This window comes from Polaromonas sp., from assembly GCF_012927455.1.
In the GTDB taxonomy this organism is placed as follows: domain Bacteria; phylum Pseudomonadota; class Gammaproteobacteria; order Burkholderiales; family Burkholderiaceae_C; genus Polaromonas.
Map to the genome: position 1 here is coordinate 101,327 of NZ_JABBPE010000004.1, position 24,158 is coordinate 125,484.

21 protein-coding genes and 1 pseudogene are annotated in these 24,158 nt (G+C 61.0%); 17 read left to right on the forward strand and 5 right to left on the reverse strand.

The genetic code is table 11. The features are described from left to right. The first annotated feature begins 134 nt into the window (after positions 1-134). On the forward strand, positions 135-1,034 hold the full coding sequence (locus HHJ18_RS05730; protein ID WP_296912534.1) for a LysR substrate-binding domain-containing protein: 900 nt from the start codon (positions 135-137) through the stop codon (positions 1,032-1,034). Between the two features lie 118 nt (positions 1,035-1,152). On the opposite strand, the gene HHJ18_RS05735 is transcribed toward HHJ18_RS05730, so the two are convergent. Both HHJ18_RS05735 and HHJ18_RS05740 read right to left on the reverse strand, forming a co-directional pair. Further along, the gene (locus HHJ18_RS05735) at positions 1,153-1,596 is read right to left on the reverse strand and encodes a response regulator (protein ID WP_296912536.1); all 444 of its coding nucleotides are present in this window, start codon (positions 1,594-1,596) and stop codon (positions 1,153-1,155) included. 237 nt (positions 1,597-1,833) lie between these two features. Next, complete coding sequence (locus tag HHJ18_RS05740; protein WP_296912539.1) at positions 1,834-2,682, reverse strand: pseudouridine synthase; 849 nt, start codon at positions 2,680-2,682, stop codon at positions 1,834-1,836. A 518-nt stretch (positions 2,683-3,200) separates the two neighbouring features. Between HHJ18_RS05740 and HHJ18_RS05745 the strand changes: the two genes are divergently transcribed. The 4 genes from HHJ18_RS05745 (at position 3,201) to HHJ18_RS05760 (ending at position 7,163) form a co-directional block, all read left to right on the forward strand. Continuing rightward, positions 3,201-4,478, forward strand: a complete 1,278-nt coding sequence (locus tag HHJ18_RS05745; RefSeq protein ID WP_296912541.1) for a PQQ-dependent sugar dehydrogenase — start codon at positions 3,201-3,203, stop codon at positions 4,476-4,478. 95 nt (positions 4,479-4,573) lie between these two features. Then, a complete protein-coding gene (locus HHJ18_RS05750; RefSeq protein ID WP_296912543.1) occupies positions 4,574-4,891 on the forward strand; it encodes a cytochrome c in 318 nt (105 codons plus the stop codon). A gap of 221 nt (positions 4,892-5,112) precedes the next feature. Beyond that, complete coding sequence (locus tag HHJ18_RS05755; RefSeq protein WP_296912545.1) at positions 5,113-6,756, forward strand: multicopper oxidase domain-containing protein; 1,644 nt, start codon at positions 5,113-5,115, stop codon at positions 6,754-6,756. Then, positions 6,753-7,163, forward strand: coding sequence for a hypothetical protein (locus HHJ18_RS05760; protein WP_296912547.1), 411 nt, complete (start codon positions 6,753-6,755; stop codon positions 7,161-7,163). The genes HHJ18_RS05755 and HHJ18_RS05760 overlap by 4 nt, the downstream gene beginning before the upstream one ends. A gap of 163 nt (positions 7,164-7,326) precedes the next feature. Here HHJ18_RS05760 and HHJ18_RS05765 read toward each other — a convergent pair whose 3' ends face one another. Next, positions 7,327-8,061, reverse strand: coding sequence for a Crp/Fnr family transcriptional regulator (locus HHJ18_RS05765; protein WP_296912550.1), 735 nt, complete (start codon positions 8,059-8,061; stop codon positions 7,327-7,329). A 169-nt stretch (positions 8,062-8,230) separates the two neighbouring features. Between HHJ18_RS05765 and HHJ18_RS05770 the strand changes: the two genes are divergently transcribed. The 9 genes and pseudogenes from HHJ18_RS05770 to HHJ18_RS05810 all read left to right on the forward strand — a co-directional run bounded on the left by HHJ18_RS05770 (position 8,231) and on the right by HHJ18_RS05810 (position 17,756). Further along, on the forward strand, positions 8,231-10,177 hold the full coding sequence (locus HHJ18_RS05770) for an AMP-binding protein (RefSeq protein WP_296912553.1): 1,947 nt from the start codon (positions 8,231-8,233) through the stop codon (positions 10,175-10,177). Positions 10,178-10,278: 101 nt separating this feature from the next. Next, complete coding sequence (locus tag HHJ18_RS05775; RefSeq protein ID WP_296912650.1) at positions 10,279-11,064, forward strand: ABC transporter ATP-binding protein; 786 nt, start codon at positions 10,279-10,281, stop codon at positions 11,062-11,064. 12 nt (positions 11,065-11,076) lie between these two features. Then, complete coding sequence (locus HHJ18_RS05780; RefSeq protein WP_296912555.1) at positions 11,077-12,006, forward strand: branched-chain amino acid ABC transporter permease; 930 nt, start codon at positions 11,077-11,079, stop codon at positions 12,004-12,006. Positions 12,007-12,138: 132 nt separating this feature from the next. After that, positions 12,139-13,215: a branched-chain amino acid ABC transporter permease gene (locus HHJ18_RS05785; protein ID WP_296912558.1), complete on the forward strand. Its 1,077-nt coding sequence runs from the start codon at positions 12,139-12,141 to the stop codon at positions 13,213-13,215. 118 nt (positions 13,216-13,333) lie between these two features. Further along, positions 13,334-14,665 carry an ABC transporter substrate-binding protein gene (locus tag HHJ18_RS05790; protein WP_296912563.1) on the forward strand — a complete coding sequence of 444 codons (1,332 nt, stop codon included), beginning with the start codon at positions 13,334-13,336 and terminating at the stop codon, positions 14,663-14,665. A gap of 161 nt (positions 14,666-14,826) precedes the next feature. Next, the gene (locus HHJ18_RS05795) at positions 14,827-15,636 is read left to right on the forward strand and encodes an ABC transporter ATP-binding protein (RefSeq protein WP_296912565.1); all 810 of its coding nucleotides are present in this window, start codon (positions 14,827-14,829) and stop codon (positions 15,634-15,636) included. 20 nt (positions 15,637-15,656) lie between these two features. Further along, positions 15,657-16,916: an AMP-binding protein gene (locus tag HHJ18_RS05800; protein ID WP_296912568.1), complete on the forward strand. Its 1,260-nt coding sequence runs from the start codon at positions 15,657-15,659 to the stop codon at positions 16,914-16,916. 22 nt (positions 16,917-16,938) lie between these two features. After that, a pseudogene (locus HHJ18_RS05805) lies at positions 16,939-17,193 on the forward strand (HupE/UreJ family protein); the annotation flags it as partial. A gap of 20 nt (positions 17,194-17,213) precedes the next feature. Further along, the gene (locus tag HHJ18_RS05810; protein ID WP_296912571.1) at positions 17,214-17,756 is read left to right on the forward strand and encodes a transmembrane anchor protein; all 543 of its coding nucleotides are present in this window, start codon (positions 17,214-17,216) and stop codon (positions 17,754-17,756) included. A gap of 163 nt (positions 17,757-17,919) precedes the next feature. Here HHJ18_RS05810 and HHJ18_RS05815 read toward each other — a convergent pair whose 3' ends face one another. Further along, positions 17,920-19,242 carry an MFS transporter gene (locus HHJ18_RS05815; RefSeq protein ID WP_296912574.1) on the reverse strand — a complete coding sequence of 441 codons (1,323 nt, stop codon included), beginning with the start codon at positions 19,240-19,242 and terminating at the stop codon, positions 17,920-17,922. 109 nt (positions 19,243-19,351) lie between these two features. Between HHJ18_RS05815 and HHJ18_RS05820 the strand changes: the two genes are divergently transcribed. Continuing rightward, a complete protein-coding gene (locus HHJ18_RS05820; protein ID WP_296912577.1) occupies positions 19,352-19,630 on the forward strand; it encodes a metal-sensing transcriptional repressor in 279 nt (92 codons plus the stop codon). 249 nt (positions 19,631-19,879) lie between these two features. Continuing rightward, complete coding sequence (locus tag HHJ18_RS05825; protein WP_296912580.1) at positions 19,880-20,896, forward strand: tripartite tricarboxylate transporter substrate binding protein; 1,017 nt, start codon at positions 19,880-19,882, stop codon at positions 20,894-20,896. Between the two features lie 115 nt (positions 20,897-21,011). Here the strand turns inward: HHJ18_RS05825 and HHJ18_RS05830 are convergent, their stop codons facing one another. Continuing rightward, positions 21,012-21,308, reverse strand: coding sequence for a DUF1840 domain-containing protein (locus HHJ18_RS05830; protein ID WP_296912583.1), 297 nt, complete (start codon positions 21,306-21,308; stop codon positions 21,012-21,014). Between the two features lie 237 nt (positions 21,309-21,545). Here HHJ18_RS05830 and HHJ18_RS05835 point away from each other — a divergent pair, with 237 nt between their 5' ends. Beyond that, a complete protein-coding gene (locus tag HHJ18_RS05835; protein WP_296912585.1) occupies positions 21,546-24,044 on the forward strand; it encodes a bifunctional salicylyl-CoA 5-hydroxylase/oxidoreductase in 2,499 nt (832 codons plus the stop codon). The last annotated feature ends 114 nt before the right edge of the window (positions 24,045-24,158 follow it).

The following is a 24,158-nucleotide window of genomic DNA, read 5'->3' on the forward strand; positions in this document are numbered from 1 at the left end:
TGCGTGTGGTTCGCTGCCCCCCGAGGGGGCCCTGCGCCTGCGGCCCGGCGAAGCCGGTTCCGCGGCCCCTGCTGGGGGGATGCGGGGGCGGGCTGGCGGCCGTTGGCCTGCTCCTTTGCGAGTCGCTACTAAATATGGCCAGCGCAGCGCGCATTCCCCCGATTCAGTGCCTGCTGACCTTTGAAGCGCTGGCGCGACTGCGCAGCGTGACCCAGTCGGCCGAAGAGCTTTGCGTGACGCCCAGCGCGGTCAGCCACCGCGTCAAGCAGCTCGAGCAAATCATCGGAACCAAGCTGTTTGGCCGGGCCGATTTTTCGCTGACCACTGAAGGCAGCGAGTACCTGGCGCATGTGCGCGAGGGCCTGGCCACACTGCAAAAATTTCCCGGCGCGGCCGGCCAAAGCGCCACCCCGGGCAAACGCAAGCTGCGGCTCGCCGTCACGCCCACTTTTGCGCGCTCCATTTTGATTCCACGGCTGCGCCAGTTTACCGACGCCTACCCCGAGATCGACCTGACGCTGCAGGTGTCGATTCCGCTGCTCGATGTGGTGGCCGAAGACGCCGACCTGATGGTGCGCTTCGGCGCCGGGCGTTATGCCGATGTCGAGCATGTCTGCCTGATGCAGGACGAAGTGGCGCCGCTGGCCTCGCCCACCTTCGTGCGCGAGCATGGGCCCTTCGAGGCGGCCGAGGACCTCGAGGGGGAAAGCCTGCTGCGCTCGCCGCTGGAGCCCTGGCGCACCTGGTTTACCGCCCACCAGCTCGACTGGCCTGAACCGCAGGACGGCTCTCAGTTCAATGACATCGGCCTGATGTGCGACGCCGCCGCCGCCGGCATGGGCATTGGCCTGGTCCGTCTGAAACTGGGCGCACCCTGGCTGGAAAACGGTTCGCTGGTCCGCCTAGGCAACAACGCCGTATTTGGCAGCAACACGGCCAGCCCGCACGCGCATTACCTGTGCTGGCGCACCGGCACCATGGACCGCTGGGAGTGCACCGCGTTTGCCGACTGGCTGCGCAAGAGCCTGGGCTAGCGCCAGCTGCTGCACTTCAATTATTTGGTAAAACTGGCTGTAGCCCAATAACCACGGGCGCAAGAAGCTATATTATTAATAGCAAACCAGGCGCTGACCGGCGTGATTCCGGCAACGGCTATTTGCCCTGGACAGCGTGATTGCGGGCGATGGCCTCATTCTGGGCCAGCTGGACGTCGGCATTCTGGTGAAAAGCGGTCTGCTTGATGCAGTAGGCAAACAGCTCGTCAAGCTCGCTGGACTTATCAAAGACCTCATCGGCTCCCAGCTCAATCGCCCGCCTGCGGATTTCCGGCGTAGCGTAGTTGGTCAGAACCACCACGTGCTGATACGGCTCCCGTTTTCGGCAGCCAGCCAGCACGCCCAAGCCCGTACCCTCCTTCAAGAATAGGTCGACGATGGCCAAATGCCACTGGCCGTCGTTTTGCGCCAGCCAGCGACTGGCTTCGGCCTGGGTCGCGCCATGACTGCAGACTTCTACATCGGCTATCTCGCGCAGCGATTCGATCAGGTTCTCCAGAACAATCTGGTTGTCTTCGGCGAGGTAAGTGATGAGTGCCATGGTGGTATTGGGGTTGCTGCGCTGGCCGGCGACAACGCATCATTAACCCGGCTGCTTTCCTCAAACTACCTTAGGCTCAAGCAAAACAAAAACTGCCGTCCATTGGCTCGCATGGAAGTAGGACAAGCCTTGCTTCGCCCGCCTTCGCGTGTGCAAAGGCGCCGCCAATAAAGCTGCGATCCTGGTACGGGCGCTTTGCCACGGCTTCGACAAGCCGCCGGTTACGCGGGACCAGGCCTAAAAATGCTCGTGCGGCGCCAGATAGCGCCACTGGCCTATCGGCAAATGGCCCAGGTTGACGCGGCCAATGCGCACCCGCTTCAAGCCGGTCACAAACAGCCCGACCTGCTCGCACATGCGGCGAATCTGGCGCTTTTTGCCTTGCTTGAGGACAAACCGCAGTTGCTCGGGGTTTTGCCAATCGACTTGCGCGGGCTTGAGCGCCTCGCCATCCAGACTCAGGCCGTCGCGCAGCAGCGCCAGCTGTGCGCGCGGAAACACCGCCTGCACGTTGACGGTTTCAGCACCGTAACTGACGCGCACCAGATACTCTTTTTCCATGTCCGAATCTTCGCCGATCAGCTGGCGCGCCACCCGGCCGTCCTGCGTCAGCACCAGCAGGCCAATCGAGTCGATATCGAGCCGGCCGGCCGGTGCCAGGCCGCGCAGCTGCTCATGGCCCCAGCGCATACGGCTGTTGCATTCGCTCCAGCGATTTTGCGGCTGCACCAGCACCACGGCCGGCTCATGGCCGTCTTCGGCCTGACCGCTGACATAGCCGACCGGCTTGTTGATCAGGATGGTGACCTGCTGGCGCTGCTGCTGCTCAGCCTCGCGCGCCACCTCGATGCGCGCATCGAGCGCGACCGGCTGGCCCATCACGGCGGGCACGCCGTTGACGCGGACCCAGCCGCGCGCAATCCAGTCATCGCCTTCGCGGCGCGAGCAAAGGCCCAAATCGGCCATGCGCTTGTTCAGCCGCACGGTCACGGGCACGCTGCCTGGCGCTGGCGCCGGGGCTTTAGGGATGCGTACCGCTGTGCCCGCAGATTGCGGCGTTGTCTTGGGTTTTGATGAATCTTGCATTTGCTATTTATTTTATAGCTGACTGCGCCCGTAAATAATGGGCTACAGGCATATTTGGTATGTAATTTTGGGCAGTTTGCGTTTCAACATGGCAGCTGGCGGCGAGCGACCGCCGTTTCCGTGTTTCCGTGTTTCCAGGTTTCCGTGCGTCGGTGTTTGCACCGCGCCGCGCCTGCCTGCAGCTGTTGTCGCCGATGGCCTCGCACAAACGCGGTCCGTGCTGCTGAAGCTATCGGGTCCAAATCTTCCTGAGTCTTGATTTTGCGCCCCTTGGCATTTTGAGCCCAACCGCCCCGGTCGAGTGCCGGTTTTGGGCCGGTCAAAAAAAATACGTATCGTTTTGGGACAGTTCGTCGCCTAAGCGGTTTGCCGAGTTGGTTTAGCCCGGTGTTTTCCCTTAAAGCCGGACTATTTCAGACTTAGGACTATTGTTTTTTTTTGGGCGATTGCGCTTAATGACATACCAAATTTTTTTGGATCATTCTTAGACATTTGACTTTTACAAAGGGGAGCAAACCATGAAAGCAGGCAGACCACTGCTGGCGCTTGTCGCCGCAGGACTGGCTTTGGGCGCCGCCGCCCAATCCGGCAAAGACAACATCGCCAATCTCAAGCAGATGAAGGTGTCGGGTACCGATCTGAACATTCCGTCAATTCCGCAAGAGGGCAAAAACGCCGACGCGATTCGATCCAACCTGAAGCGCATCAAGCTGCCGCCAGGCTTCAAGATTGACCTGTATGCGGTGGTTCCCGACGCACGCCACATGGCGGTCGCCCCATCGACCAACATGCTGTTTGTAGGCACGCGCAAAACCACGGTGTGGGCCGTGACCGATCGCAATGGCGCTGGCGCGGCCACTGAAGTCAAGGCGTTTGCCCCTTCGCTGAACTTCAAGGTGCCTAACGGCGTGTGCTGGACCAAGGACGGCTTTCTGGTGGTGGCCGAGCACAACCGCATTCTCAACTTTCCGGCCGCCGAGTTTTTCTATGAAGGCCCGGATGTTGCGGTAATTGAAGTGGTGGCGCAAGGCAACCTGATTCCGGTCGAAGAAGAGTCGTACAACCACGGCGCGCGCGTGTGCCGGGTTGGCGACGACGGCAAGCTGTATGTCAGCCTAGGCCAACCCCACAATGTGCCGCCCGCCGGCAAGGTCGACTTGTACAGCAAGCTGGGCATAGGCGGCGTTTTGCGCATGGACCCGTTTGACGGCTCCAAGCGCGAAGTGTTCGCGCGCGGCATCCGCAACTCGGTCGGCATGGACTTCAACCCCAAGGACAAAACCCTGTGGTTTACCGACAACCAGACCGATGGCCTGGGCGATACGGTGCCTCCTGGCGAACTCAACCGTGTGACGGCCGTCGGTCAGCACTTTGGATACCCCTACTGGAACGGCAAGTTCAAGGTGGCGGGCAGCGCAGCGGCAGCCGATCTGAAGGACATGAAAGAGCCGCCCAACACGGTGCCACCCCAGCTTGAGTTCCCGGCGCACCAGGCGCAACTGGGCATGACCTTCTACAGCGGCAAGCAGTTCCCGGCCAAATACCAGGGCGGCATGTTCATTGCCGCGCACGGCTCCTGGAACAGCACCAAGGCGACCGGCGCGTTGATCAACTTCGTTCCTGTCAACGCCGACGGTTCGGCCGGCAAGGCCGAGATATTCGCCGAAGGCTGGCTGGACAGCGAGACTGGTACCTACCGCGGCCGCCCGGTCGACGTGGCGCCCATGAAGGACGGCTCGATACTGATCTCCGACGACTACGCCGGCGCGATTTACCGCGTCACCTACAGCAACTGATGTCCCCGCGCCCCGGTCGGTTCGCCGGCTCGGGGCGTCAATGACCATCACGGGGACTTGAACAGTCCCCGTTCGTATTTGGAGGCAAGAAAATCATGCGACGACTCCTGACAATTTTGTGTTTGATGGCAATCGCCGGCGCCGCCACGGCCGCCGACGTCAATGCGGGCAAGACCAAGTCTGCGGTCTGCGCCGTCTGCCACGGCGTGCAGGGACTGTCGACCCTGCCCAATGCACCCAACCTGGCCGGCCAGCCGCAGATTTATCTGGCCGAGCAGCTCAAGAATTACCGCAGCGGCAAGCGCACGCATGAGGTCATGAGCGTAATCGCCAAGCCCTTGAGCGATCAGGAAATCGAAGATTTGTCGGCGTGGTACGCCTCGCTACAAATTGTGCTGCGGGAAAGCAAATAGCTGGCAGGCGACTCTCATTCGTTAACATCTCGACACCCGCCCAGCTTGCGCTGAGTCAAGGATATAAGTATGGTCAAGCTTCATGCGGCGGCTGGCCTGGACTGAAAAGTGTTTGAAAATTTTCAAATGCAGACCTGTCTACACACCCTAAAACCGGGTGAAGCCATCTAGCGATTTTTTGCCAGGGCAGGCGTGCCTGCATTAAAACCCAAGGGCTCGTCATGCGACTGCTATTCGCGAACTTTCACGGAAGGCGCGTGACTCGCGCCACTTGCCTGATCGTTTCAAGTGCGCTCGCACTGTTGACCTTGGGGTGCCAGGGCCGCACCCCAGGCGAAGTGGCGGCGCCGCAGCCACCGGCATCGGCACCGGTCGCTGCCGTCGCCGCTGCCGATCCTTACGACACGGCCAAAATGGATTTCAAGACGCCGCCGGCCGTGCTTTCTAACGAGCGCCACACCGGGCCTTTTTCCGCCGGCAGCGCGCTGAATATGGAGCCGGCGCTCAAAGCCCTCGACCCGTCGCCGGTCAAGGAAATTCGCCTGGACACGACGCACAAGATCATCGAAATTGCGCCCGGCGTGAAGTTCAGTGCCTGGACCTTTGGCGACCAGGTGCCCGGGCCGGTGGTTCGCGCGCGGGTCGGCGACCGCATCAAGTTCACAATGACCAACCGCTCGGACGAGCCGGTCCCGGGCGTGAACGTGACGGCCGCGCCGATGATGCATTCGATGGACTTTCATTCGGCCATGGTCTCTCCGCAAGACAAATACCGCTCGATTGCACCGGGCCAGACAATTTCGTTTGAATTCACGCTCAATTACCCGGGCGTCTTCATGTACCACTGCGGCACGCCGATGGTGCTTGAGCACTTGGCCTCGGGCATGTACGGCATGATGATCGTCGAGCCGCGCGGCGGCTACCCGACCAAGGTGGACCGCGAGTATGCGGTGCTGCAAAGCGAGTTCTACACCAAGCTCGACCCGCAAAAACGCATGGTCGATGGCCAGCCGCTACATGTGCTGGACGGCGACCGGGTGCGCGCCAAGTCGCCGACCTACACCGTGTTCAACGGCCGCTACAACGCCATGGTCGACAAGCCTTTGCCGGCCAAGCCCGGAGAGCGGGTGCGCCTGTTCGTGATGAATGTCGGGCCGTCCAACACGTCGAGCTTTCATGTGGTCGGCACGATCTTCGACCGCGTCTGGATGGATGGCAATCCGGACAACCAGTTTCGCGGCATGCAGACGGTGCTGCTCGGTTCGTCAAGTGGCGCGATTGTGGAATTCATCATTCCCGAGGCGGGCAACTATGTGATGGTCGACCACCACTTTGCCAATGCGTCGCAGGGCGCAATCGGCCTGATTGCGGCGGGCGGCACGCCAGAGGGCGGAGGCGCCGATGCGGGCATGGAACACCACAACATTCCGGCCACGGCGGCGCCGAGCGAGCCGAATGCCCAGAAAGGCAAGCTGGCGTTTGAGTCGAAGTGTCTGGCCTGCCACTCGATTGGCGGCGGCGACAAGATGGGCCCCGACCTGTACGGCGTGACCAAGCGCTACGACGACGCCTGGCTCACGCGCTGGCTCAAATCGCCTGAGGAGATGATGAAGACCGACCCCAGGGCCAAGGCATCGCTTGAAAAATGGAAGGTTCCCATGCCCAACCAGGGCTTGAGCGATGAAGAGATCAAGCAGTACATCGCTTACTTCAAATGGGCCGACCTGAACCTGAAGCCGCAAGGCAAGGCGCAGCCCCAGCCGGCCGCCCCAGGCGCTGCGCTGCCGCCCTCGCAAACAAAATCGGCCGCGCCGATGCCTGCGGTGCCGGCCGTGGCCGCATCCGCTGCCGCTAAAAAGCCGTGAAGCCAGGCCGGTCGTTTTTGCCGGCCTTGCGCGCTGCCTGGATGTTTGCCAGGGTCCTAGGTGCGGCCGGCGCAGCGCTTGCGCCCATGGCAAGCCATGCCTGCGGTGCCTGTGTCGAAGACAACGTTGCCGCAACGTACGACCACCAGGTGCTCGCGCGCGCCAAGGCGGTTGGCAGCGTGGTGGTGTTTTGCCAGGTCAGCGCTCAATTTGATGCGCTGCAACTGGTGAAATCGGCACGGCGCGTTGCGGGTGTAATCGCGCAGAGCGTGCGAACCTCGAATCAACCGCCAGCGCTGTCATTTGCCTTCGATCCGGCGCGCCAATCGCCGCAGGCCGCTGTCGATGCGATTGGGCGCAGCCTGCCGGCCAATACGCGCGTGTCGATCGTGCGGGTAATGAAATAAAAACGCCCCGCAGTACGGTCAGGGATGCGTCGGCATCAGCCGGTGTGGCGCGAACGCGCTGTGCAGGAAGCACGGGGTTTGGGAGGACCGTGTTCGGACAAAGGCGGGCCAGTATTTTAGAAAGCTATTGATTTGATAGCTGCTAACGCCCGTCCATCATGCGCTAGAGCTGCTTTTTATCATTAAACATGCTGGAACGCAGCGCCACGATGTCAAGCACGCGCAGCCCGCCGTATTCAACGCGAATAATGCCTTGCGCCTGCAGCGTGGTTAGCGCTTCGTTGACGCGTTGACGTGACAGACCGACCAGATAGGCCAACTCCTGCTGCGTGATGCGCAGCACTTCGCCCACGCCCGGATAGAGCACCGGGTTGAACAGCGCGGCCAGGCTGCGCGCCACCCGCAGATCGGGGTTATTCATGCGGTCAATCTCACGCGCCGCGATGAACTGCCCGAGCCGCTCGTTGAGCTGGTTCATGACAAAACGATTAAAGCTGATCGAGTGGTCCAGCAGCCAGTGAAAGCTGTCGACCGGCAAGCCGGCCACCACGCTTTTGCGCAGCGCCTGGATGTTGTAGCGGTAGGGCTCGCGCTTGAGCGCCGTGCCTTCGCCAAACCAGCCTCCGGGCGGCACACCGGTGAAGGTCATGGTCAGGCCCTGGGCGTTGTCGGCACTCATCTTGAGCAGCCCCTCGACCACGCCAAACCAGTAAGTCACCGGTTTGCCGACGCGGCACACATAGTCGCCCGTCGACGCGTCGCCGACCTGTAGCGCCGCCACCGCACGCGCCCGCTCATCACCTTGCAGCAACCGCAGCCAGGGAATGCCTTGCAGTTCATCCGGCGTGGGCGTTCTGCGGCGCTGGTGCAGGGGCAGGTCAGAGGAAAGGGATTTCATGGGCGTGCTTTGTCCGACAAGGGCATCCTCCGGGCACACCCGCTTAGGACTTACCCGCAAATTGTCGTCGCAACGACAAGCGAACGTCAAACACAAGCCTACTATGCGTTTTATACCAGCCGTTTTTCTTGACAGAAGGGCTGCACCAAACTGTAAACAAGGAACCGCAATGCAGACTACGTTCCCGCAATTGCTGCTCAAACATGCCGCTGAACGCCCCGCCGACGCCGCCATGCGCGAAAAGGAATATGGCATCTGGCAAGCCCACAGCTGGGCCGGCATGGCGACGCTGGTTGAACACATTGCCTGCGGCCTGCACCAGGCCGGCCTGCAGCGCGGTGAACACATGGCGGTCATTGGCGCCAACCGGCCCCGCCTGTACGCCACCATGCTGGCGGCGCAGTCGCTAGGCGCCATCCCGATTCCGCTGTACCAGGATGCCGTCGGCGCCGAATGCGTGTTCCCCATCAACAACGCCGACGTCCGATTTGCCTTTGCCGAAGACCAGGAGCAGGTCGACAAGCTGCTGGAGATTCGCGACCGCTGCCCTAACCTGAGCCACATCATTTTTGACGACCCGCGCGGTTTGCGCAAATACGACGAGCCCGGCCTGGTGTCGCTCGATCTGCTGATTGAAGCCGGCCAGGCTTTGGCCAAAAGCCAGCCCGCACTGTTCAAGGCCGAAGTCGACAAAACCAGCCCCGACTGCGTGGCCGCGATGTTTTTTACTTCGGGCACCACCGGCAATCCCAAAGGCGTGGTGCACACGCACGCCAGCCTGCTGGACCGCGCGCAGGCGGGCGCCGAATTTGACAAGCTGACTGCCCATGAAGAAGTGCTGGCATATCTGCCGCCCGCCTGGATCGGCCAGAACATTTTCAGCTACGCCCAGTGGCTGGCTTGCGGTTACGTGGTGAACTGCCCCGAAAACGCCAGTACGGTGACGATTGACCTCAAGGAGGTCGGGCCGACTTATTACTTTGCGCCACCACGGGTGTTCGAGGGTCTGCTCACCAACGTAACCATTCGCATGGAAGACGCCGGGCGCATCAAGCGCGGCATGTACCACTACTTCATGGACCTGGCCCGCCGCGTGGGTCCGGCCCGCATGGATGGCAAGGCCGTAGGCCTGGCGCAGACCCTGCTGTATGGCCTGGGCAACCTGCTGGTGTACGGGCCGCTGCGCAACAATCTGGGCTTTTCCCGGGTGCGCGTGGCCTATACCGCCGGCGAGGCGATTGGCCCGGACCTCTTCATTTTTTACCGCTCCATCGGCATCAACCTTAAGCAGCTCTACGGCTCGACCGAAACCGCCGTGTTTGTCTGCCTGCAGCCCGACCATGAGGCGCGCGCCGACACGGTGGGCGTGCCGATCAAGGGCGTGCAGATCAAGGTGGCTGACAACGGCGAAATCATGGTCAAGTCGGCCGGCCTGCTCAAGGAATACTACAAAAACCCGACGGCAACCGCTGAAGTACTGACGGCCGACGGCTGGTACCACACCAGCGATGCCGGCTTCATCGACGCGCATGGCCACCTGAAAATAATTGACCGGGTCAAGGACGTCGGCCGCATCAAGGGCGGCGCTAATGATGGCGCGATGTTTGCGCCCAAGTACGTCGAGAACAAACTGAAGTTTTTCCCCTACATCAAGGAAGTCGTGGCTTATGGCGACGGCCGCGAAAAAGCCTGCGTCTTTGTCAATATTGATTTTGATGCGGTGGGCAACTGGGCCGAGCGACGCAACCTGCCCTACGCGGGCTACACCGATCTTGCGCAAAAACCCGAGGTCTACCAGCTCATCAAGGAATGCGTGGAAAAGGTCAATTCCGACCTCAGCGCAGACAGCTTGCTGGCGGGATCGCAAGTCAGCCGCTTTCTGGTGCTGCACAAAGAGCTTGATGCCGATGATGGCGAGCTGACCCGTACCAACAAGGTGCGTCGCGGCTTTATAGCCGAAAAATACCAGCCGCTGATTGACGCCCTGTACGGCAACAAAACCGAGCAGTTCATAGAAACCGTCGTCAAGTTTGAAGACGGCCGCAGTGGCAGCGTCAGCGCCACGCTGAAGATTGGCGATACCCAGACGTTTACCCCTGTGAAGGCCGCAGCATGAGCACCGTAAACATGAATGCTGACCTGGGCGCAGTTCGCGCGGCGACCGAACGCAGCGCAGGCCCAGCGTCGGCAACCAGCGCAGTACAGCAAGTGACGAGCGTGGCAGCCAAGAAGATTGGCGACGTCATTCTTGACGTGCAGAACATCAGCCTGAGCTTTGGCGGCGTCAAGGCCTTGCACGACATTTCGTTCAACGTCAAAGAGCACGAAATCCGCGCCATCATCGGGCCCAACGGCGCCGGCAAAAGCTCCATGCTCAACTGCATCAACGGCGTTTATTCGCCGCAGCAGGGCTCAATCGCCTTTCGCGGCCAGACCTTCAAGCACATGAACAGCCACCAGGTGGCGGTGATGGGCGTGGCCCGCACCTTCCAGAACCTGGCGTTATTCAAGGGCATGAGCGTGCTCGACAACATCATGTCGGGCCGCAACCTGAAGATCAAAAGCAACCTGCTGCTGCAGGCCTTGCGCATTGGCCCGGCAGAAAAAGAAGAAATCAGGCACCGCGAGGCAGTGGAAAAGATCATCGACTTCCTGGAAATCCAGGCCTTCCGCAAAACACCGGTGGGGCAGCTGCCCTACGGTTTGCAAAAACGTGTGGACCTGGGCCGCGCCCTGGCTATGGAGCCGCAGGTGCTACTGCTGGACGAACCCATGGCTGGCATGAACGTCGAGGAAAAGCAGGACATGTGCCGCTTCGTGCTCGACGTCAACGACGAATTCGGCACCACGGTCGTGCTGATCGAGCATGACATGGGCGTCGTCATGGATATTTCTGACCGCGTGGTGGTGCTCGACTACGGCAAAAAAATTGGCGACGGCACGCCCGGCGAGGTTCGCAACAACCCCGACGTGATCAGCGCCTATCTCGGCACCTCGCACTGAAGAAAGATCAAGATGGCTTTTTTTCTGGAAACACTGCTGGGCGGCCTGATGGCCGGCATGCTGTATTCATTGGTGGCGCTCGGCTTTGTGCTGATCTTCAAGGCCTCCGGCGTTTTCAACTTTGCCCAAGGCGCCATGGTGCTGTTTGCGGCACTGGCGATGGCGCGCTTTTCTGAATGGATTCCGCAGTGGACCGGCATTCAAAGCCTGCTGTTTGCCAACGTCATCGCTTTTGTCATGGCGGGCGGCGTGATGTTCGTGGTGGCCTGGCTGATCGAGCGCCTGGTGCTGCGCCACCTGGTCAATCAGGAAGGCGCGACGCTGCTGATGGCCACCCTGGGCATTGCCTATTTCATGGAAGGCCTGGGCCAGACGATTTTCGGCGGCAGCATCTACAAGATCGACATCGGCATGCCGAAAGATCCCATCTTCGCGCTGGACTCGGTTTTTCCGGGCGGTATCCTGATCAACAAGGAAGACCTGTACGCCGCACTGATCGCTGCGGTGCTAGTGGCGCTGCTAAGCGTGTTCTTCCAGAAAACGGCGACCGGCCGGGCGCTGCGCGCGGTTGCCGACGATCACCAGGCGGCGCAGTCCATCGGCATTCCGCTGAACCGTATCTGGGTCATCGTCTGGTGCGTCGCCGGAGTCGTAGCGCTGGTAGCGGGCATGATCTGGGGCAGCAAGCTGGGCGTGCAGTTTTCGCTTGCAACCATCGCCTTGCGGGCGCTTCCCGTAGTGATTCTGGGCGGCTTGACTTCGGTACCCGGCGCCATCATTGGCGGCCTGATCATTGGCGTGGGCGAGAAGCTGTCCGAGGTCTACCTCGGCCCGTTTGTCGGCGGTGGTATCGAGATCTGGTTCGCCTACGTGCTGGCCCTGGGCTTCCTGCTGATTCGGCCTCAGGGTCTGTTCGGCGAAAAAATCATTGACAGGGTATGAAAGCCCCCACGCTCGTCACTTCGTGTACTTCGCTGCCCCCCGGGGGGGGCCGCTGCGCCTGCGGCCCCTGCTGAACGGAGCACGGCCGGGCTCAAAACTTCTTTCATCGCAATCTAACGGCAGCGCACTAATATGTTCTACAGAGAAAACGGTCAATTCAAAACCAGCTACCGCGCGGACCAGCAGATCTTTCCGATCGCGCAGGACCGCATCGCCATCTTCCTGATTCTGGCGGTCGCCTTCGTGGCCGTGCCCATGCTGGCCAGCGACTATCTGTTTCGCGCCATCCTGATTCCGTTTGTCATCATGTCGCTGGCCGCGCTTGGCGTGAACATTCTGGTCGGCTACTGCGGCCAGATCTCGCTGGGTTCGGGCGCCTTCATGGCAGTCGGTGCTTACGGCGCCTACAACTTCTTTGTGCGCATCCCAGGCATGCCGCTGATCCCGGCGCTGATTCTGGGTGGCCTGTGCGCCACCCTGTTCGGCATCCTTTTTGGCCTGCCCAGCCTGCGTGTCAAGGGCCTGTACCTGGCGGTGGCCACGTTGGCCGCACAATTCTTCAGTGACTGGATGTTCCTGCGCATCAAGTGGTTCACGCTGGACTCACCGTCGGGCTCGGTGTCGGTGAACAACCTGCAGGTGTTCGGCCTGCCCATAGAAAGCGCGGTCAGCAAATATCTGCTGTGTCTGGGCGTGCTGGTGGTCATCGCTGTGCTGGCCAAAAACCTGGTGCGCGGCGCCATCGGCCGCGAGTGGATGGCGATTCGTGATATGGACGTGGCCGCCGCGGTGATCGGCATTCGGCCGATGTACGCCAAGCTTAGCGCGTTCGCGGTCAGCTCCTTCATCATCGGCGTGGCGGGCGCACTCTGGGCCTTTGTCTACCTCGGCGCCTGGGAACCAGCAGCGTTCTCGGTGGATCAGTCGTTTCGCCTGCTGTTCATGGTCATCATCGGCGGCCTGGGCTCCATCATGGGCGGCTTTTTCGGTGCGGCTTTCATCGTGATACTGCCTATCGCCCTCAACCAGTTCTTGCCGGTGTTTCTCGGCCTGTTTGGCATAGAAATTTCCACCGCCGGTATCGCCCATGCGGAGCTGATGATTTTCGGCGGCCTGATCGTCTGGTTCCTGATTGTGGAACCACATGGCTTGGCCAAGCTCTGGTCCACGGGCAAGCAAAAGTTGCGGCTGTGGCCTTTCCCGCATTGAATCTCTCAGGGCTGAGGATCACGCCCGGGCATCAATATGTTTTCGCAGGTCGACGCGTTAACCAGCGTGTCAGTTTTTTTAGGTGTTTTGCTTTTCTATTTTTTTTTAGGAGACGACAATGAAGATACGCAATTTGATTCTGGCAGTGGCCGCCCTGGCCGCTGGCGCCTCGTCGATGGTGACGACCAGCGCATTCGCCCAAGCCAAGGAGCAGTTCTTCCCGCTGCTGTCCTACCGCACCGGCCCCTACGCGCCCAATGGTGTGCCATGGGCAAACGGCAAGCAGGACTACATCAAGATGGTCAATGCCCGTGATGGCGGCATCAACGGCGTGAAGCTGACCTACGAGGAATGCGAAACCGGTTACGCCACCGACCGCGGCGTGGAATGCTACGAGCGCCTCAAGGGCCGCCCGGGGGTTGCGATTTTTGATCCGCAGGCCACCGGCATTACCTTCGCCCTGACCGAAAAAGTTGTGGCCGACAAGATTCCGCTGATCACGCTGGGCTATGGCCTTTCCGTTGCACAGGATGGCCAGGCCTTCAAATGGAACTTCCCGCTGATGGGAAGCTACTGGACCGGTGCCGACATCCTGATCCAGCACCTGGGCAAAAAGGAAGGCGGCCTGGACAAGCTCAAAGGCAAGAAAATCGCGCTGGTCTACCATGACTCACCCTTCGGCAAGGAACCCATTCCGCTGCTGCAAGAGCGCGCAAAAATGCACGGTTTCGAACTGCAGATGCTGCCCGTGACCGCACCTGGCGTCGAACAGAAAGCCACCTGGCTGCAGATTCGCCAGGCTCGCCCCGACTACGTACTGTTGTGGGGTTGGGGCGTGATGAACTCCACGGCGCTCAAGGAAGCGCAGGCCACCGGCTATCCACGCGACAAGATGTACGGTGTCTGGTGGGCCGGTGCCGAGCCCGACGTCAAAGACGTGGGTGAAGGCGCCAAGGGCTACAACGCACTGGCGCTCAATACCTCGGGCCAGCAGCCCAAAGTGATTCAGGACATCTTGGAGCTGGTGCATGACAAGGGCCAGGGAACCGGACCGAAAGATGAAGTCGGCCAGGTGCTTTACACCCGCGGCGTGATCATCCAGATGCTGAGCATCGAGGCCGTGCGCCGTGCGCAGGAACGCTTCGGCAAAGGCAAGGTCATGACCGGTGAGCAGGTTCGATGGGGCCTGGAGAACCTTGCATTGGATCAAAAACGGCTGGATGCCCTTGGCTTTTCGGGCATCATGCGTCCGCTGTCCACTTCCTGCTCAGACCACATGGGTTCAACCTGGGCGCGCATTCAAGCCTGGGACGGCAGTAAATGGAATTTCAGCTCCGACTTCATGCAGGCTGACGAACAGATTCTCAAGCCCATGATCAAGGCCGGCGCCGACAAGTACCTGGCCGACAAGAAGATGACTCGCCGTACTGCGGCAGATTGCCAATCCTGAGCAGCGGCGCGAATCAGCCGAGCCAGGCTTGCCGGCACTGACCGCGCCCTTTTCACTTGTCTTCATCCCCTCCCGCCTGGCGGGGGGATAGCGGCACCAAGAAGCCGCCAAATGAAAGAGCAGCCGCGCTGGTCTTTCATTTGACCACCCTGGAAAAATCTATGGAAACAAAAAACATCGTTCTCAACGTCAACGGCATCGAGGTCATCTACAACCATGTGATCCTCGTGCTCAAGGGCGTTTCGCTGCAGGTTCCTGAGGGCCGCATCGTCGCCATTCTGGGCGGCAACGGTGCCGGCAAGACGACCACGCTGCGCGCCATCTCCAACCTGCTGCAAGGTGAACGTGGCGAAGTCACCAAAGGCTCGATCGAACTGCGCGGTGAGCGCATCGAAAATCTGTCGCCGGCCGACCTGGTGCAGCGCGGCGTGGTGCAGGTCATGGAAGGCCGGCACTGCTTTGCCCATTTGACGATTGAAGAAAACTTGGCTGTAGGCGGCTACACGCGCAAAAGTAAAAGCGAAGTTGCCGCCAACCTGGAAAAGGTCTACAACTACTTTCCGCGCCTGAAAACCCGGCGCACCTCGCAAGCGGCGTACACCTCGGGAGGCGAGCAGCAGATGTGCGCGATTGGCCGCGCGCTGATGGCCAACCCGAGCATGGTGCTGCTCGATGAGCCCTCAATGGGCCTGGCGCCGCAGATTGTTGAAGAGGTCTTCAACATCGTCAAAGATCTCAACGAGAAGGAGAAAGTCACCTTCCTGATCGCCGAACAGAACACCAATATGGCGCTGAAATACGCCGACTACGGCTACATCATGGAAAGCGGCCGCGTGGTGATGGATGGCGCCGCCAGCGACCTGGCCAACAACGAGGATGTGAAAGAGTTTTACCTCGGCGTGGGCGGCGGCGAACGCAAGAGCTTCAAGGATGTGAAAAGCTACAAGCGCCGCAAGCGCTGGCTGGCTTGATTAGGCTGGAGGACACCGTCATGACTAAATTTTTTGATCCGCTGGAAACCCGTTCGCACGCTGAGCGCGAAGCCGACCTGATGGCCGCCCTGCCCCGGCAAGTCAGCCACGCACAAACGCGCAGCCCGGCTTTTGCCACCATCCTGCACGGTGTGGACGGCGCCGCCATCAACTCGCGCGCGGCCCTGGCGCGCCTGCCGGTGACGCGCAAACATGAACTGCTGGAGCGCCAGCAAGCGGCCCGCCAGGCCAGTGCTGCTGGGGATGTATTTGGCGGCTTCAGCGCGCTGCGTTTTGGCGCCCATATGCCGCGAGTGTTTGCCAGCCCCGGCACCATTTATGAGCCCGAAGGCACGCGTAAGGACTATTGGCGCATGGCACGCGCCATGCATGCGGCGGGCTTTCGTCCCGGCCAGCTGATTCACAACAGCTTCAGCTACCACTTCGTTCCCGCCGGCTCCATGATGGAAACCGGTGCGCACGCCCTGGGTTGCACGGTGTTTCCCGGTGGCACCGGGCAGACCGAGCAGCAGGTGCAGGCCATGGCAGAGCTCAGGCCCGCAGGCTACATCGGCACGCCGAGCTTTTTGAAAATCATCGTGGAAAAAGCCGCCGAGATGCAGGTCGCCCTGCCCAGCGTGACGCGCGCACTGGTCTCCGGCGAAGCCTTTCCGCCCAGCCTGCGCGACTGGCTGGGCGAGCGCGGCATTGCCGGCTACCAATGCTATGCATCGGCCGATCTGGGCCTGATTGCCTACGAGACCGAAGCGCGCGAAGGGCTGGTGCTTGACGAAGGCGTGATTGTGGAAATTGTCCGTCCCGGCACCGGCGACCCGGTGGCCGAGGGAGAAGTCGGCGAACTGGTGGTAACCACGCTGAACCCCGACTACCCGCTGATTCGTTTTGGCACCGGCGATCTGTCGGCGCTGTTGCCGGGCCACTGCCCAAGCGGGCGCACCAACGCGCGCATCAAGGGCTGGATGGGACGGGCCGACCAGACCGTGAAGATTCGCGGCATGTTTGTGCATCCGGGCCAGGTGGCGGATATCGCCCGCCGCTTCCCCGAAGTGATCAAGGCCAGGCTGATCGTCAGTGGCGAGATGGCCAATGACAGCATGACTTTTCAGGTCGAAGCGGCCTCCAGCGATAGCGGGCTGGACCAACGCATAGGCGCGGCCATTCGCGATGTGACCAAGCTGCGCGGCACCGTCGAGCTGCTGGCACCGGGCAGTCTGCCCAACGATGGCAAGGTGATTGAGGACGCGCGCAGCTACAAATAGACGGCGCCGCTACCTGTGATTTTTTCACGGCTTCGACCTGACCACGAAGATTCAGGAGTTTGAAATCTCTCGCGGCGGCCTGCTGCCCAACCTGCTGGCGTTTAACGTCGGCGTGGAGATCGGCCAGTTGCTGGCGCTCTTTGCCAACCTGATTTTGCTGGGGTACTGGCGCCGTACCGGCAGCTTCCTCCGCCACGCCTACACCGCCAACGTCGCATTGATGTGCGCCGGATTTCTGCTGATGGGCTACCAGTTCACTGGCTCTTTCATTTCCTGATCATCTGAAAGATCTCTTTCATGTACAACACTGATTTACCAAGCCGCGCAGAACTGCCTAGTTCCCGGCAACTGATCCGCTCGACTCTGTTTGCAGCAGTCGCGGCGAGTACCCTGTTGACGACGACGGTTCTGCCGGCCGAGTATGGGATTGATCCCACGGACATCGGAAGCCTGCTGGGCCTGAAGAAAATGGGCGAGATCAAGACCTCGCTTGCCAATGAGGCGGCACAGCAGACTCAAAACGTCCCGGCGCCTGTTGCTGCTGGGCCTGCCGCCGGGGCGCAGGCCAACAAGGCCTCAGTCGCCGCGAAAGCGTCAGACACAGCCCCCGTAGGAAAGGTGGACGAGATTTCCGTCTTTCTCAGGCCGGGTCAGAGCGCCGAGATCAAGCTTGATATGCGCAAGGGCGCCAAAGTGGCCTATCCCCGGGGCCGTGAGGGGAATTCGGTAAATTTCTATACCCATGGCGATCCAGTCGCCCCCACCGGCGGGTTTCTACCACGGCCACGGCAAAGGTCGCGGGGCAGACGGCGACAAGGGTGTTCTGGAAGCGGCCTTTGATGGCAGACACGGCTGGTTCTGGCGCAATCGTTCGAACCAGGACGTGAGCATCACCCTCAGTACCCAAGGTGAATACAAGGCGATAAAACGCGTGCTGTAAGATGCGCCGGGAACCGTCACCTTGGCCTGCATGGCTGCCGGGCGACGGTCTTTTTCGGTCTTTTCAGGAAGGCCAGCGCTGGTGTTCGTCATCGATGACGAAGGCATGCGAATGTTGCCGGTCCGCCAGCGCTGCGTCAGGTTCGCCAGCCAGGTGTGAATGCCCTTTTGCGAGGTTGTCGTGTCGGTGCAGAATTTCAACCGGGTCTTCTGCGGGCCATAGACGCATCGATAGCAGCACGGCCGCGCTGGCGAGGACGCCGAGCGTAACGAAACTGACGGCCAGCCCAAACTTAGCGCCCAGCCAGCCCGCCAAGGGGTAGGTGATCAGCCAGCAGGCGTGAGACAGGGCGAACTGAGCGGCAAAGAGCGCCGGGCGGTCAGTCTCGCCGGAAGAGCGGCGCAAAAGTCGTCCCGAAGGAGTTTGTGCCAGCGAATAGCCCAAGCCGAGCACAAACCACAACGGCAACAGCCAGGCATAGCGAGAGGCCAGCGCGAATCCTGCGAGCAAGCCCAGCGCAATCACGCCGGCCCCCACCAGCATGACGCGCCGTTCCGGCAAGCGCTCAAGCAGCCTTGGCAAGGCCAGGGCCACCAGCATGGAGCCGGCACCGAAACTGGCCAGGGCGATGGCCGTTGCGGCCTGTGTCAGGCCAAAACCAGCCTGGACCAGCACCACGGTGTTGACGATCACCATCGCGCTGCCCGAGGCAATCGCCAGGTTGAGAGCAAGCAAGCCGCGCAGACGCGGTGTGGCAAGGTAGATTCGCACGCCGCGTGTGGTTCTCTCATAAATACTGCGCTTGGGAGGGGCTTTTGCCTGCGGCAAGACGGCTGAAACGACTAGCGCTGCGGAGGCCAGGAAGCCCAATACCGTGCCGCCGAAGAGGCTGTGGTAGCTGACCACAGTCAACAGCAAGGCGGCCAGCATCGGGCTGACCAGGCTTTCGACGTCGTAGGCCAGCCGCGACAGCGACAAGGCCTGGGTGTAAGCCTTCTCTTCGGGCAAAACGTCCGGGATCGTCGCCTGGAAGGTAGGGGTGAACGCGGCGGAAGCCGACTGCAGGACAAAGATCAAGACATAGATTTCCCATATCTGCGTCACAAACGGCAGGATAAACGCTACACCGGCTCGTACCAGATCAAGCGCCACCAGCACCGCGCGGCGCGGCAGGCGCTCTGCCAAGGCCGACGCGATGGGCGCAACCCCGATGTAGGCCAGCATTTTTATGGCCAGTGCGGTTCCCAACACGGCCCCGGCGTTGGCGCCCGCCAGATCAAAAGCTAGCAAGCCCAATGCGACAGTGGCCAGGCCGGTGCCGAGAAGCGCGATAACCTGTGCGAGGAACAGATGCCTGTAAGTTCTGTTGGCGAGGACCTCAAGCACGGCTCATCTCGCCGAAAAAGTTTGCGAATACCATGATGACTACCTGTATCTGGCCCGTCTTTTGACGCAATTCCTTGACTGTAATCTATCCTGGGGGGTAGGATATTGCATGCCCGAAAAACATCTTCATACAGCGCATCCCGACGTGCTTAAACGCCTGAAGCGCGCGACCGGGCATTTGCAAAATGTCATTGCCATGATTGAGGGCGAGCGAGCTTGCATTGAGGTTGCCCAGCAACTTCACGCCGTTGAACGTGCCATCTGTGCGGCAAAGAAGTTGGTCATTCACGACCACCTTGATCACTGCCTCGAAGAGGTCGTCGGGGCAGGGCCGGCTGCCATGCGTTCTTCGATTGCGGAGTTCAAGGACATCACCAAGTATTTGTAAATGAATACGGGGGCACTGCATCGAACTTGCAGAGAAATCGATTGAAGTCTGGGTGATCCCGCAGGGTGCAAGCTCATCCGCCCGTGTTCTCAACACTTTAGTTGGGCGCCTCGGCGCCCTTGCCGGACGGCATTTTTCAGGCCCTGACAAAGGCGGACACGGCCAGCGCCGGGTTTAACCTGCTTGAAGCGCCGCCAGGGGCAAAATATCGTTTCTTCCCAACTGCGCCCCCAACCACCGGAGACCACTATGACGCATTCATTTAAACAAACTCGGCGTTCTACCCTTATTTACTGCGCCTTATCAGCTATTTTTTTAATAGCAATTCCCGCCGCAGCGCAAAGCAGTTGGCCAACCAAACCAGTCAAGATCGTGGTGCCTTTTGCACCAGGCGGTACCACCGACATCCTGGCCCGTGCCATGGCACCTGAACTGTCCAAGGCCTTCGGCCAGCAATTCGTGGTTGAAAACCGTGCCGGAGCGGGCGGCAACATCGGCGCCGACCTGGTGGCCAAGTCGTCCCCCGATGGTTACACCCTGTTGATGGGTACGGTCGGCACGCATGGCATCAACAAGTCACTTTTCAGCAAGATGGCCTTTGACCCGCAAAAAGATTTTGCGCCCATCACGCTGGTAGCTGGCGTGCCCAACGTGATGATCGTCAACACGGAAAAAGCGCGTGCGGCGGGCATCAATAATGTGGCCGATTTCATCCGTGTGGCCAAGGCCAATCCGGGCAAGTTCAACATGGCCTCCAGCGGCAACGGCACGTCCATCCATCTGGCTGGCGAGTTGTTCAAAACCATGAGCGGCACCTTCATGACGCACTTCCCCTACACCGGCTCCGGTCCGGCCCTGATGTCGCTGGTGGGTGGCGACATGGATGTGATGTTCGACAACCTGCCCTCATCGATGCAGCTGATCAAATCCGGAAAGCTCAAGGCACTGGCCGTGACCAGTTCGAAGCGTTCGGCCGCGCTGCCCGAGGTTGCGACGGTAGAAGAGGCGGGCGGTCCGGCACTCAAGGGCTTTGAAGCGAGCTCCTGGTTTGGCCTGCTGGCGCCCGCCGGCACGCCGCCCGACATCGTCAACCGCATCCAGCAGGAAGCGGCCAAGGCGCTGAACACCCCGGCCATCAAGGAAAAGCTGCTGGCCCAGGGCGCCGTTCCCAGTGGCAACACGCCCCAGCAGTTCACAGACTTCATTGACGCCGAGCACAAGAAGTGGGCGAGGGTGGTGAAAGCGTCCGGCGCCAAAGTAGATTGAGCGTGAAGGAATCGCGCCCAGCGAACCCGTAGCCGCCCAGAAAAAAGCCCCGTCACCGGGGCCTTTTCAATTAGCAGACAAGTTTGCGGGCAAAAAGTGCCCATTTAAAGCCGCTTCAGACCCCCCAGACCACCTCGTGGCTCGACTTGTGGTTGCGCCGCAGCATGTCGATAAAAGGCAAGGCACGCTGATGCAAACCCAGGCCATCACCTGGCACGTGGCCAGCCTCTTCGTCGCCTGACTGCTCCAAGGCAATGGCCGCCTCCAGCGCCGCGATAGCTGCTGGCATCTGCTCGGGCAAGATGATCCCCTTGGGGCCAGCGTCCTTGCCGATGATCTCCAGAATACGGCGGCCGTTGGCCTCCAGCATGATTACGTCACCGGCATCTTTGGATTTGAATTTGTACAGCATGGAAAGCTCCTTGGTTTAACCCTCTTCATCATTATGGGCAGCTTTTACAGGCGTGTATGTAGGCCTGTGTCATCTTTTTCCAGGACCGCCGAAGCCCTTCACACTCTGGACGTTTCCTCCGTCATTTTTTTTGTTTCAACCCCATGCAGCCGATTGAGGTCTAGGCAGAAATCCGCTTGACGAAAATAGTTTAAGCCTAAACAATTAAAACCAGATCAATTCAAAAGGCGCGCTTTCATGCACATCCTTTGTCTGGGCGGTGGCCCCGCAGGCCTGTATTTCGCCCTGCTGATGAAATTGCAGAACCCGGCAAACCAGGTGACGGTGGTCGAGCGCAACCGCCCGTTTGACACCTTTGGCTGGGGTGTGGTGCTGTCCGACCAGACGCTGGTCAACCTGCAGAAGGCAGACCCGCTGAGCGCCCGGCTGATTGGCGACGCCTTCAATCATTGGGACGACATCGAGGTGTTTTTCAAAGGCCGCGCCGTTCGCTCCGGCGGCCACGGTTTTTGCGGCATAGGCCGCAAGCGGCTGCTCAACATCCTGCAGGAGCGCTGCCTGGGCCTGGGTGTTGACCTGGTATTTGAAACCGACGCGCAGGACGACCAGGCAATTGCTGCGCAATACAGCGCCGACCTGGTGATAGCCAGCGACGGCCTTAACAGCCGCATTCGCAGCCGCTACGCCGCTACTTACCAGCCCGACGTTGAGCTGCGCGCCTGCCGCTTTGTCTGGCTGGGCACCCACCAAACCTTTGACGCCTTCACCTTTGCCTTCGAGCAGACCGAGCACGGCTGGTTTGCCGCCCATGCCTACAAGTTTGACGACGACACCTCGACCTTCATCGTCGAGACGCCAGACGCGGTGTGGAAGGCGCACGGCCTGGACCAGATGAGCCAGCAAGACGGCATTGCCTTTTGCGAGCGGCTGTTTGCCAATTACCTGGACGGCCACGCGCTGATGAACAACGCCGCGCATGTGCGCGGCTCGGCAATCTGGATCCGCTTTCCGCGTGTCGTCTGCCAGCGCTGGGTGCACCACGAAATATTGCCCCCAAAGGCCTTCGGCCTGGCCCCCCAAGGGGGCGCGCCTGGCTTGGGGCGGCCCGGCGCCGAGGCCATCGCCGGCAGGCGCGTGCCGATTGTGCTGATGGGCGACGCGGCGCATACCGCGCATTTCTCAATTGGCAGCGGCACCAAGCTGGCGCTGGAAGACGCGATTGAGTTGACGCGCTGTTTTGCGCAGCACGCAAATGCCGACGAAGCGCTGCAGGCCTATGAAGCACTACGCGCTGTGGAGGTGCTGAAGATCCAGAACGCGGCGCGCAACTCGACCGAATGGTTTGAGAACGTGGACCGCTACAGCGGACTGCAAGCCGAGCAGTTTTTCTACTCGCTGCTGACGCGTTCGCAGCGCATCAGCCACGAAAATCTGCGCGTGCGCGATGCCGCCTGGCTGCAAGGCTACGAGCAGTGGCTGGCGCACCAAACTGCCCCGGCACATTCGGGTCGCGCCGCGAAGGGCATCCCCCCGCAAGCGACGGCTCCCTCTGAGGGCAGCGCAATATGCGAAGCGACAAGCGTGGGGGCCACCTGCCCGCCCATGCTGCTGCCGCTGACGGTGCGCGGCATCACGTTGAAAAACCGCATCGTCGTCTCACCCATGGCCATGTACAGCGCGGTCGACGGCGTGGCCCAGGACTTTCATTTGGTGCACTTGGGGGCGCGCGCCCTGGGCGGCGCGGCGCTGGTGTTTGTTGAAATGACCGCGCCTTCGCCCCATGGCCGCATTACCCCGGGCTGCACCGGCCTGTGGAACGACGTGCAGATGCTGGCCTTCAAACGCATCGCCGATTTTGTTCACGCCTCGGGCGCGGGCGCCAAAATCGGCCTGCAGCTGGGCCACAGCGGCCCCAAAGGCTCGACGCAGCTGGGCTGGGAAGCGCCCGATGAACCGCTGACCGAGGGCAACTGGCCGCTGCTGGCCGCCAGCGCCGTCGCCTACGGCCCGACCAGCCAGCGGCCGCACGCCATGACGCCGGAGGACATGGCGCTGCTGAAGAGTCAGTTTGTGCAGGCGACCCGGCGCGGCGTTGAAGCTGGTTTTGACTGGCTGGAGCTGCAATGCGCGCACGGCTACCTGCTGTCGAGCTTCATCACCCCGCTGACCAATCAGCGCAACGACGAGTATGGCGGCAGCCTGGAAAACCGCTGCCGCTACCCGTTGGAGGTGTTCCGCGCGATGCGGGCCGTCTGGCCCGCGCTGCTGCCCATGAGCGTGCGCATTTCTGCCCACGACTGGGCGCCCGGCGGCAACACCGACGACGACGCGGTGCAAATCGCCCGGCTGTTCAAGACCGAAGGCTGCGATTTCATCGATGTCTCCTCGGGCCAGACCACGCGCGCCGCCAAGCCGGTGTATGGCCGCATGTACCAGACGCCGTTCGCCGATCGCATCCGCAACGAAGTCGGCATACAGACGATTGCCGTCGGCGCCATTTCGGAGGTCGACCATGTCAACAGCATCATTGCCGCTGGCCGCGCCGACCTGTGCGCGCTGGCCCGCCCACACCTGGCCGACCCGGCCTGGACGCTGCACGAAGCGGCCAAGCTGCAAAGCCAGCAGGTCAGCTGGCCCTTGCCTTACCTGAGCGGCCGGGACCAGCTGTACCGCGAGATTTACAAGCAAAAAGAGGCTCTAGCCCAAGAAGGGCGGGCGCAGCCTGCTATTAAATAAGGAGTTCGCAGATCGGGTAAGCCGACATCGGCGTGTTGTGACGGTAGCTCTCGGTTTGCGCTGCGCCAAGCCGACCTACAACACAAATACAGGCCAAAAGTGGCTCTAGCCCAA

Coding starts and splice junctions, on each gene's coding strand:
- HHJ18_RS05770 (WP_296912553.1), top strand. CDS start 8,231: ATGCAGACTACGTTCCCGCAATTGCTGCTCAAACATGCCGCTGAACGC.
- HHJ18_RS05750 (WP_296912543.1), top strand. CDS start 4,574: ATGCGACGACTCCTGACAATTTTGTGTTTGATGGCAATCGCCGGCGCC.
- HHJ18_RS05730 (WP_296912534.1), top strand. CDS start 135: ATGGCCAGCGCAGCGCGCATTCCCCCGATTCAGTGCCTGCTGACCTTT.
- HHJ18_RS05830 (WP_296912583.1), bottom strand. CDS start 21,308: ATGCTGTACAAATTCAAATCCAAAGATGCCGGTGACGTAATCATGCTG.
- HHJ18_RS05835 (WP_296912585.1), top strand. CDS start 21,546: ATGCACATCCTTTGTCTGGGCGGTGGCCCCGCAGGCCTGTATTTCGCC.
- HHJ18_RS05810 (WP_296912571.1), top strand. CDS start 17,214: ATGTACAACACTGATTTACCAAGCCGCGCAGAACTGCCTAGTTCCCGG.
- HHJ18_RS05745 (WP_296912541.1), top strand. CDS start 3,201: ATGAAAGCAGGCAGACCACTGCTGGCGCTTGTCGCCGCAGGACTGGCT.
- HHJ18_RS05765 (WP_296912550.1), bottom strand. CDS start 8,061: ATGAAATCCCTTTCCTCTGACCTGCCCCTGCACCAGCGCCGCAGAACG.
- HHJ18_RS05825 (WP_296912580.1), top strand. CDS start 19,880: ATGACGCATTCATTTAAACAAACTCGGCGTTCTACCCTTATTTACTGC.
- HHJ18_RS05820 (WP_296912577.1), top strand. CDS start 19,352: ATGCCCGAAAAACATCTTCATACAGCGCATCCCGACGTGCTTAAACGC.
- HHJ18_RS05800 (WP_296912568.1), top strand. CDS start 15,657: ATGACTAAATTTTTTGATCCGCTGGAAACCCGTTCGCACGCTGAGCGC.
- HHJ18_RS05790 (WP_296912563.1), top strand. CDS start 13,334: ATGAAGATACGCAATTTGATTCTGGCAGTGGCCGCCCTGGCCGCTGGC.
- HHJ18_RS05735 (WP_296912536.1), bottom strand. CDS start 1,596: ATGGCACTCATCACTTACCTCGCCGAAGACAACCAGATTGTTCTGGAG.
- HHJ18_RS05780 (WP_296912555.1), top strand. CDS start 11,077: ATGGCTTTTTTTCTGGAAACACTGCTGGGCGGCCTGATGGCCGGCATG.
- HHJ18_RS05740 (WP_296912539.1), bottom strand. CDS start 2,682: ATGCAAGATTCATCAAAACCCAAGACAACGCCGCAATCTGCGGGCACA.
- HHJ18_RS05785 (WP_296912558.1), top strand. CDS start 12,139: ATGTTCTACAGAGAAAACGGTCAATTCAAAACCAGCTACCGCGCGGAC.
- HHJ18_RS05755 (WP_296912545.1), top strand. CDS start 5,113: ATGCGACTGCTATTCGCGAACTTTCACGGAAGGCGCGTGACTCGCGCC.
- HHJ18_RS05795 (WP_296912565.1), top strand. CDS start 14,827: ATGGAAACAAAAAACATCGTTCTCAACGTCAACGGCATCGAGGTCATC.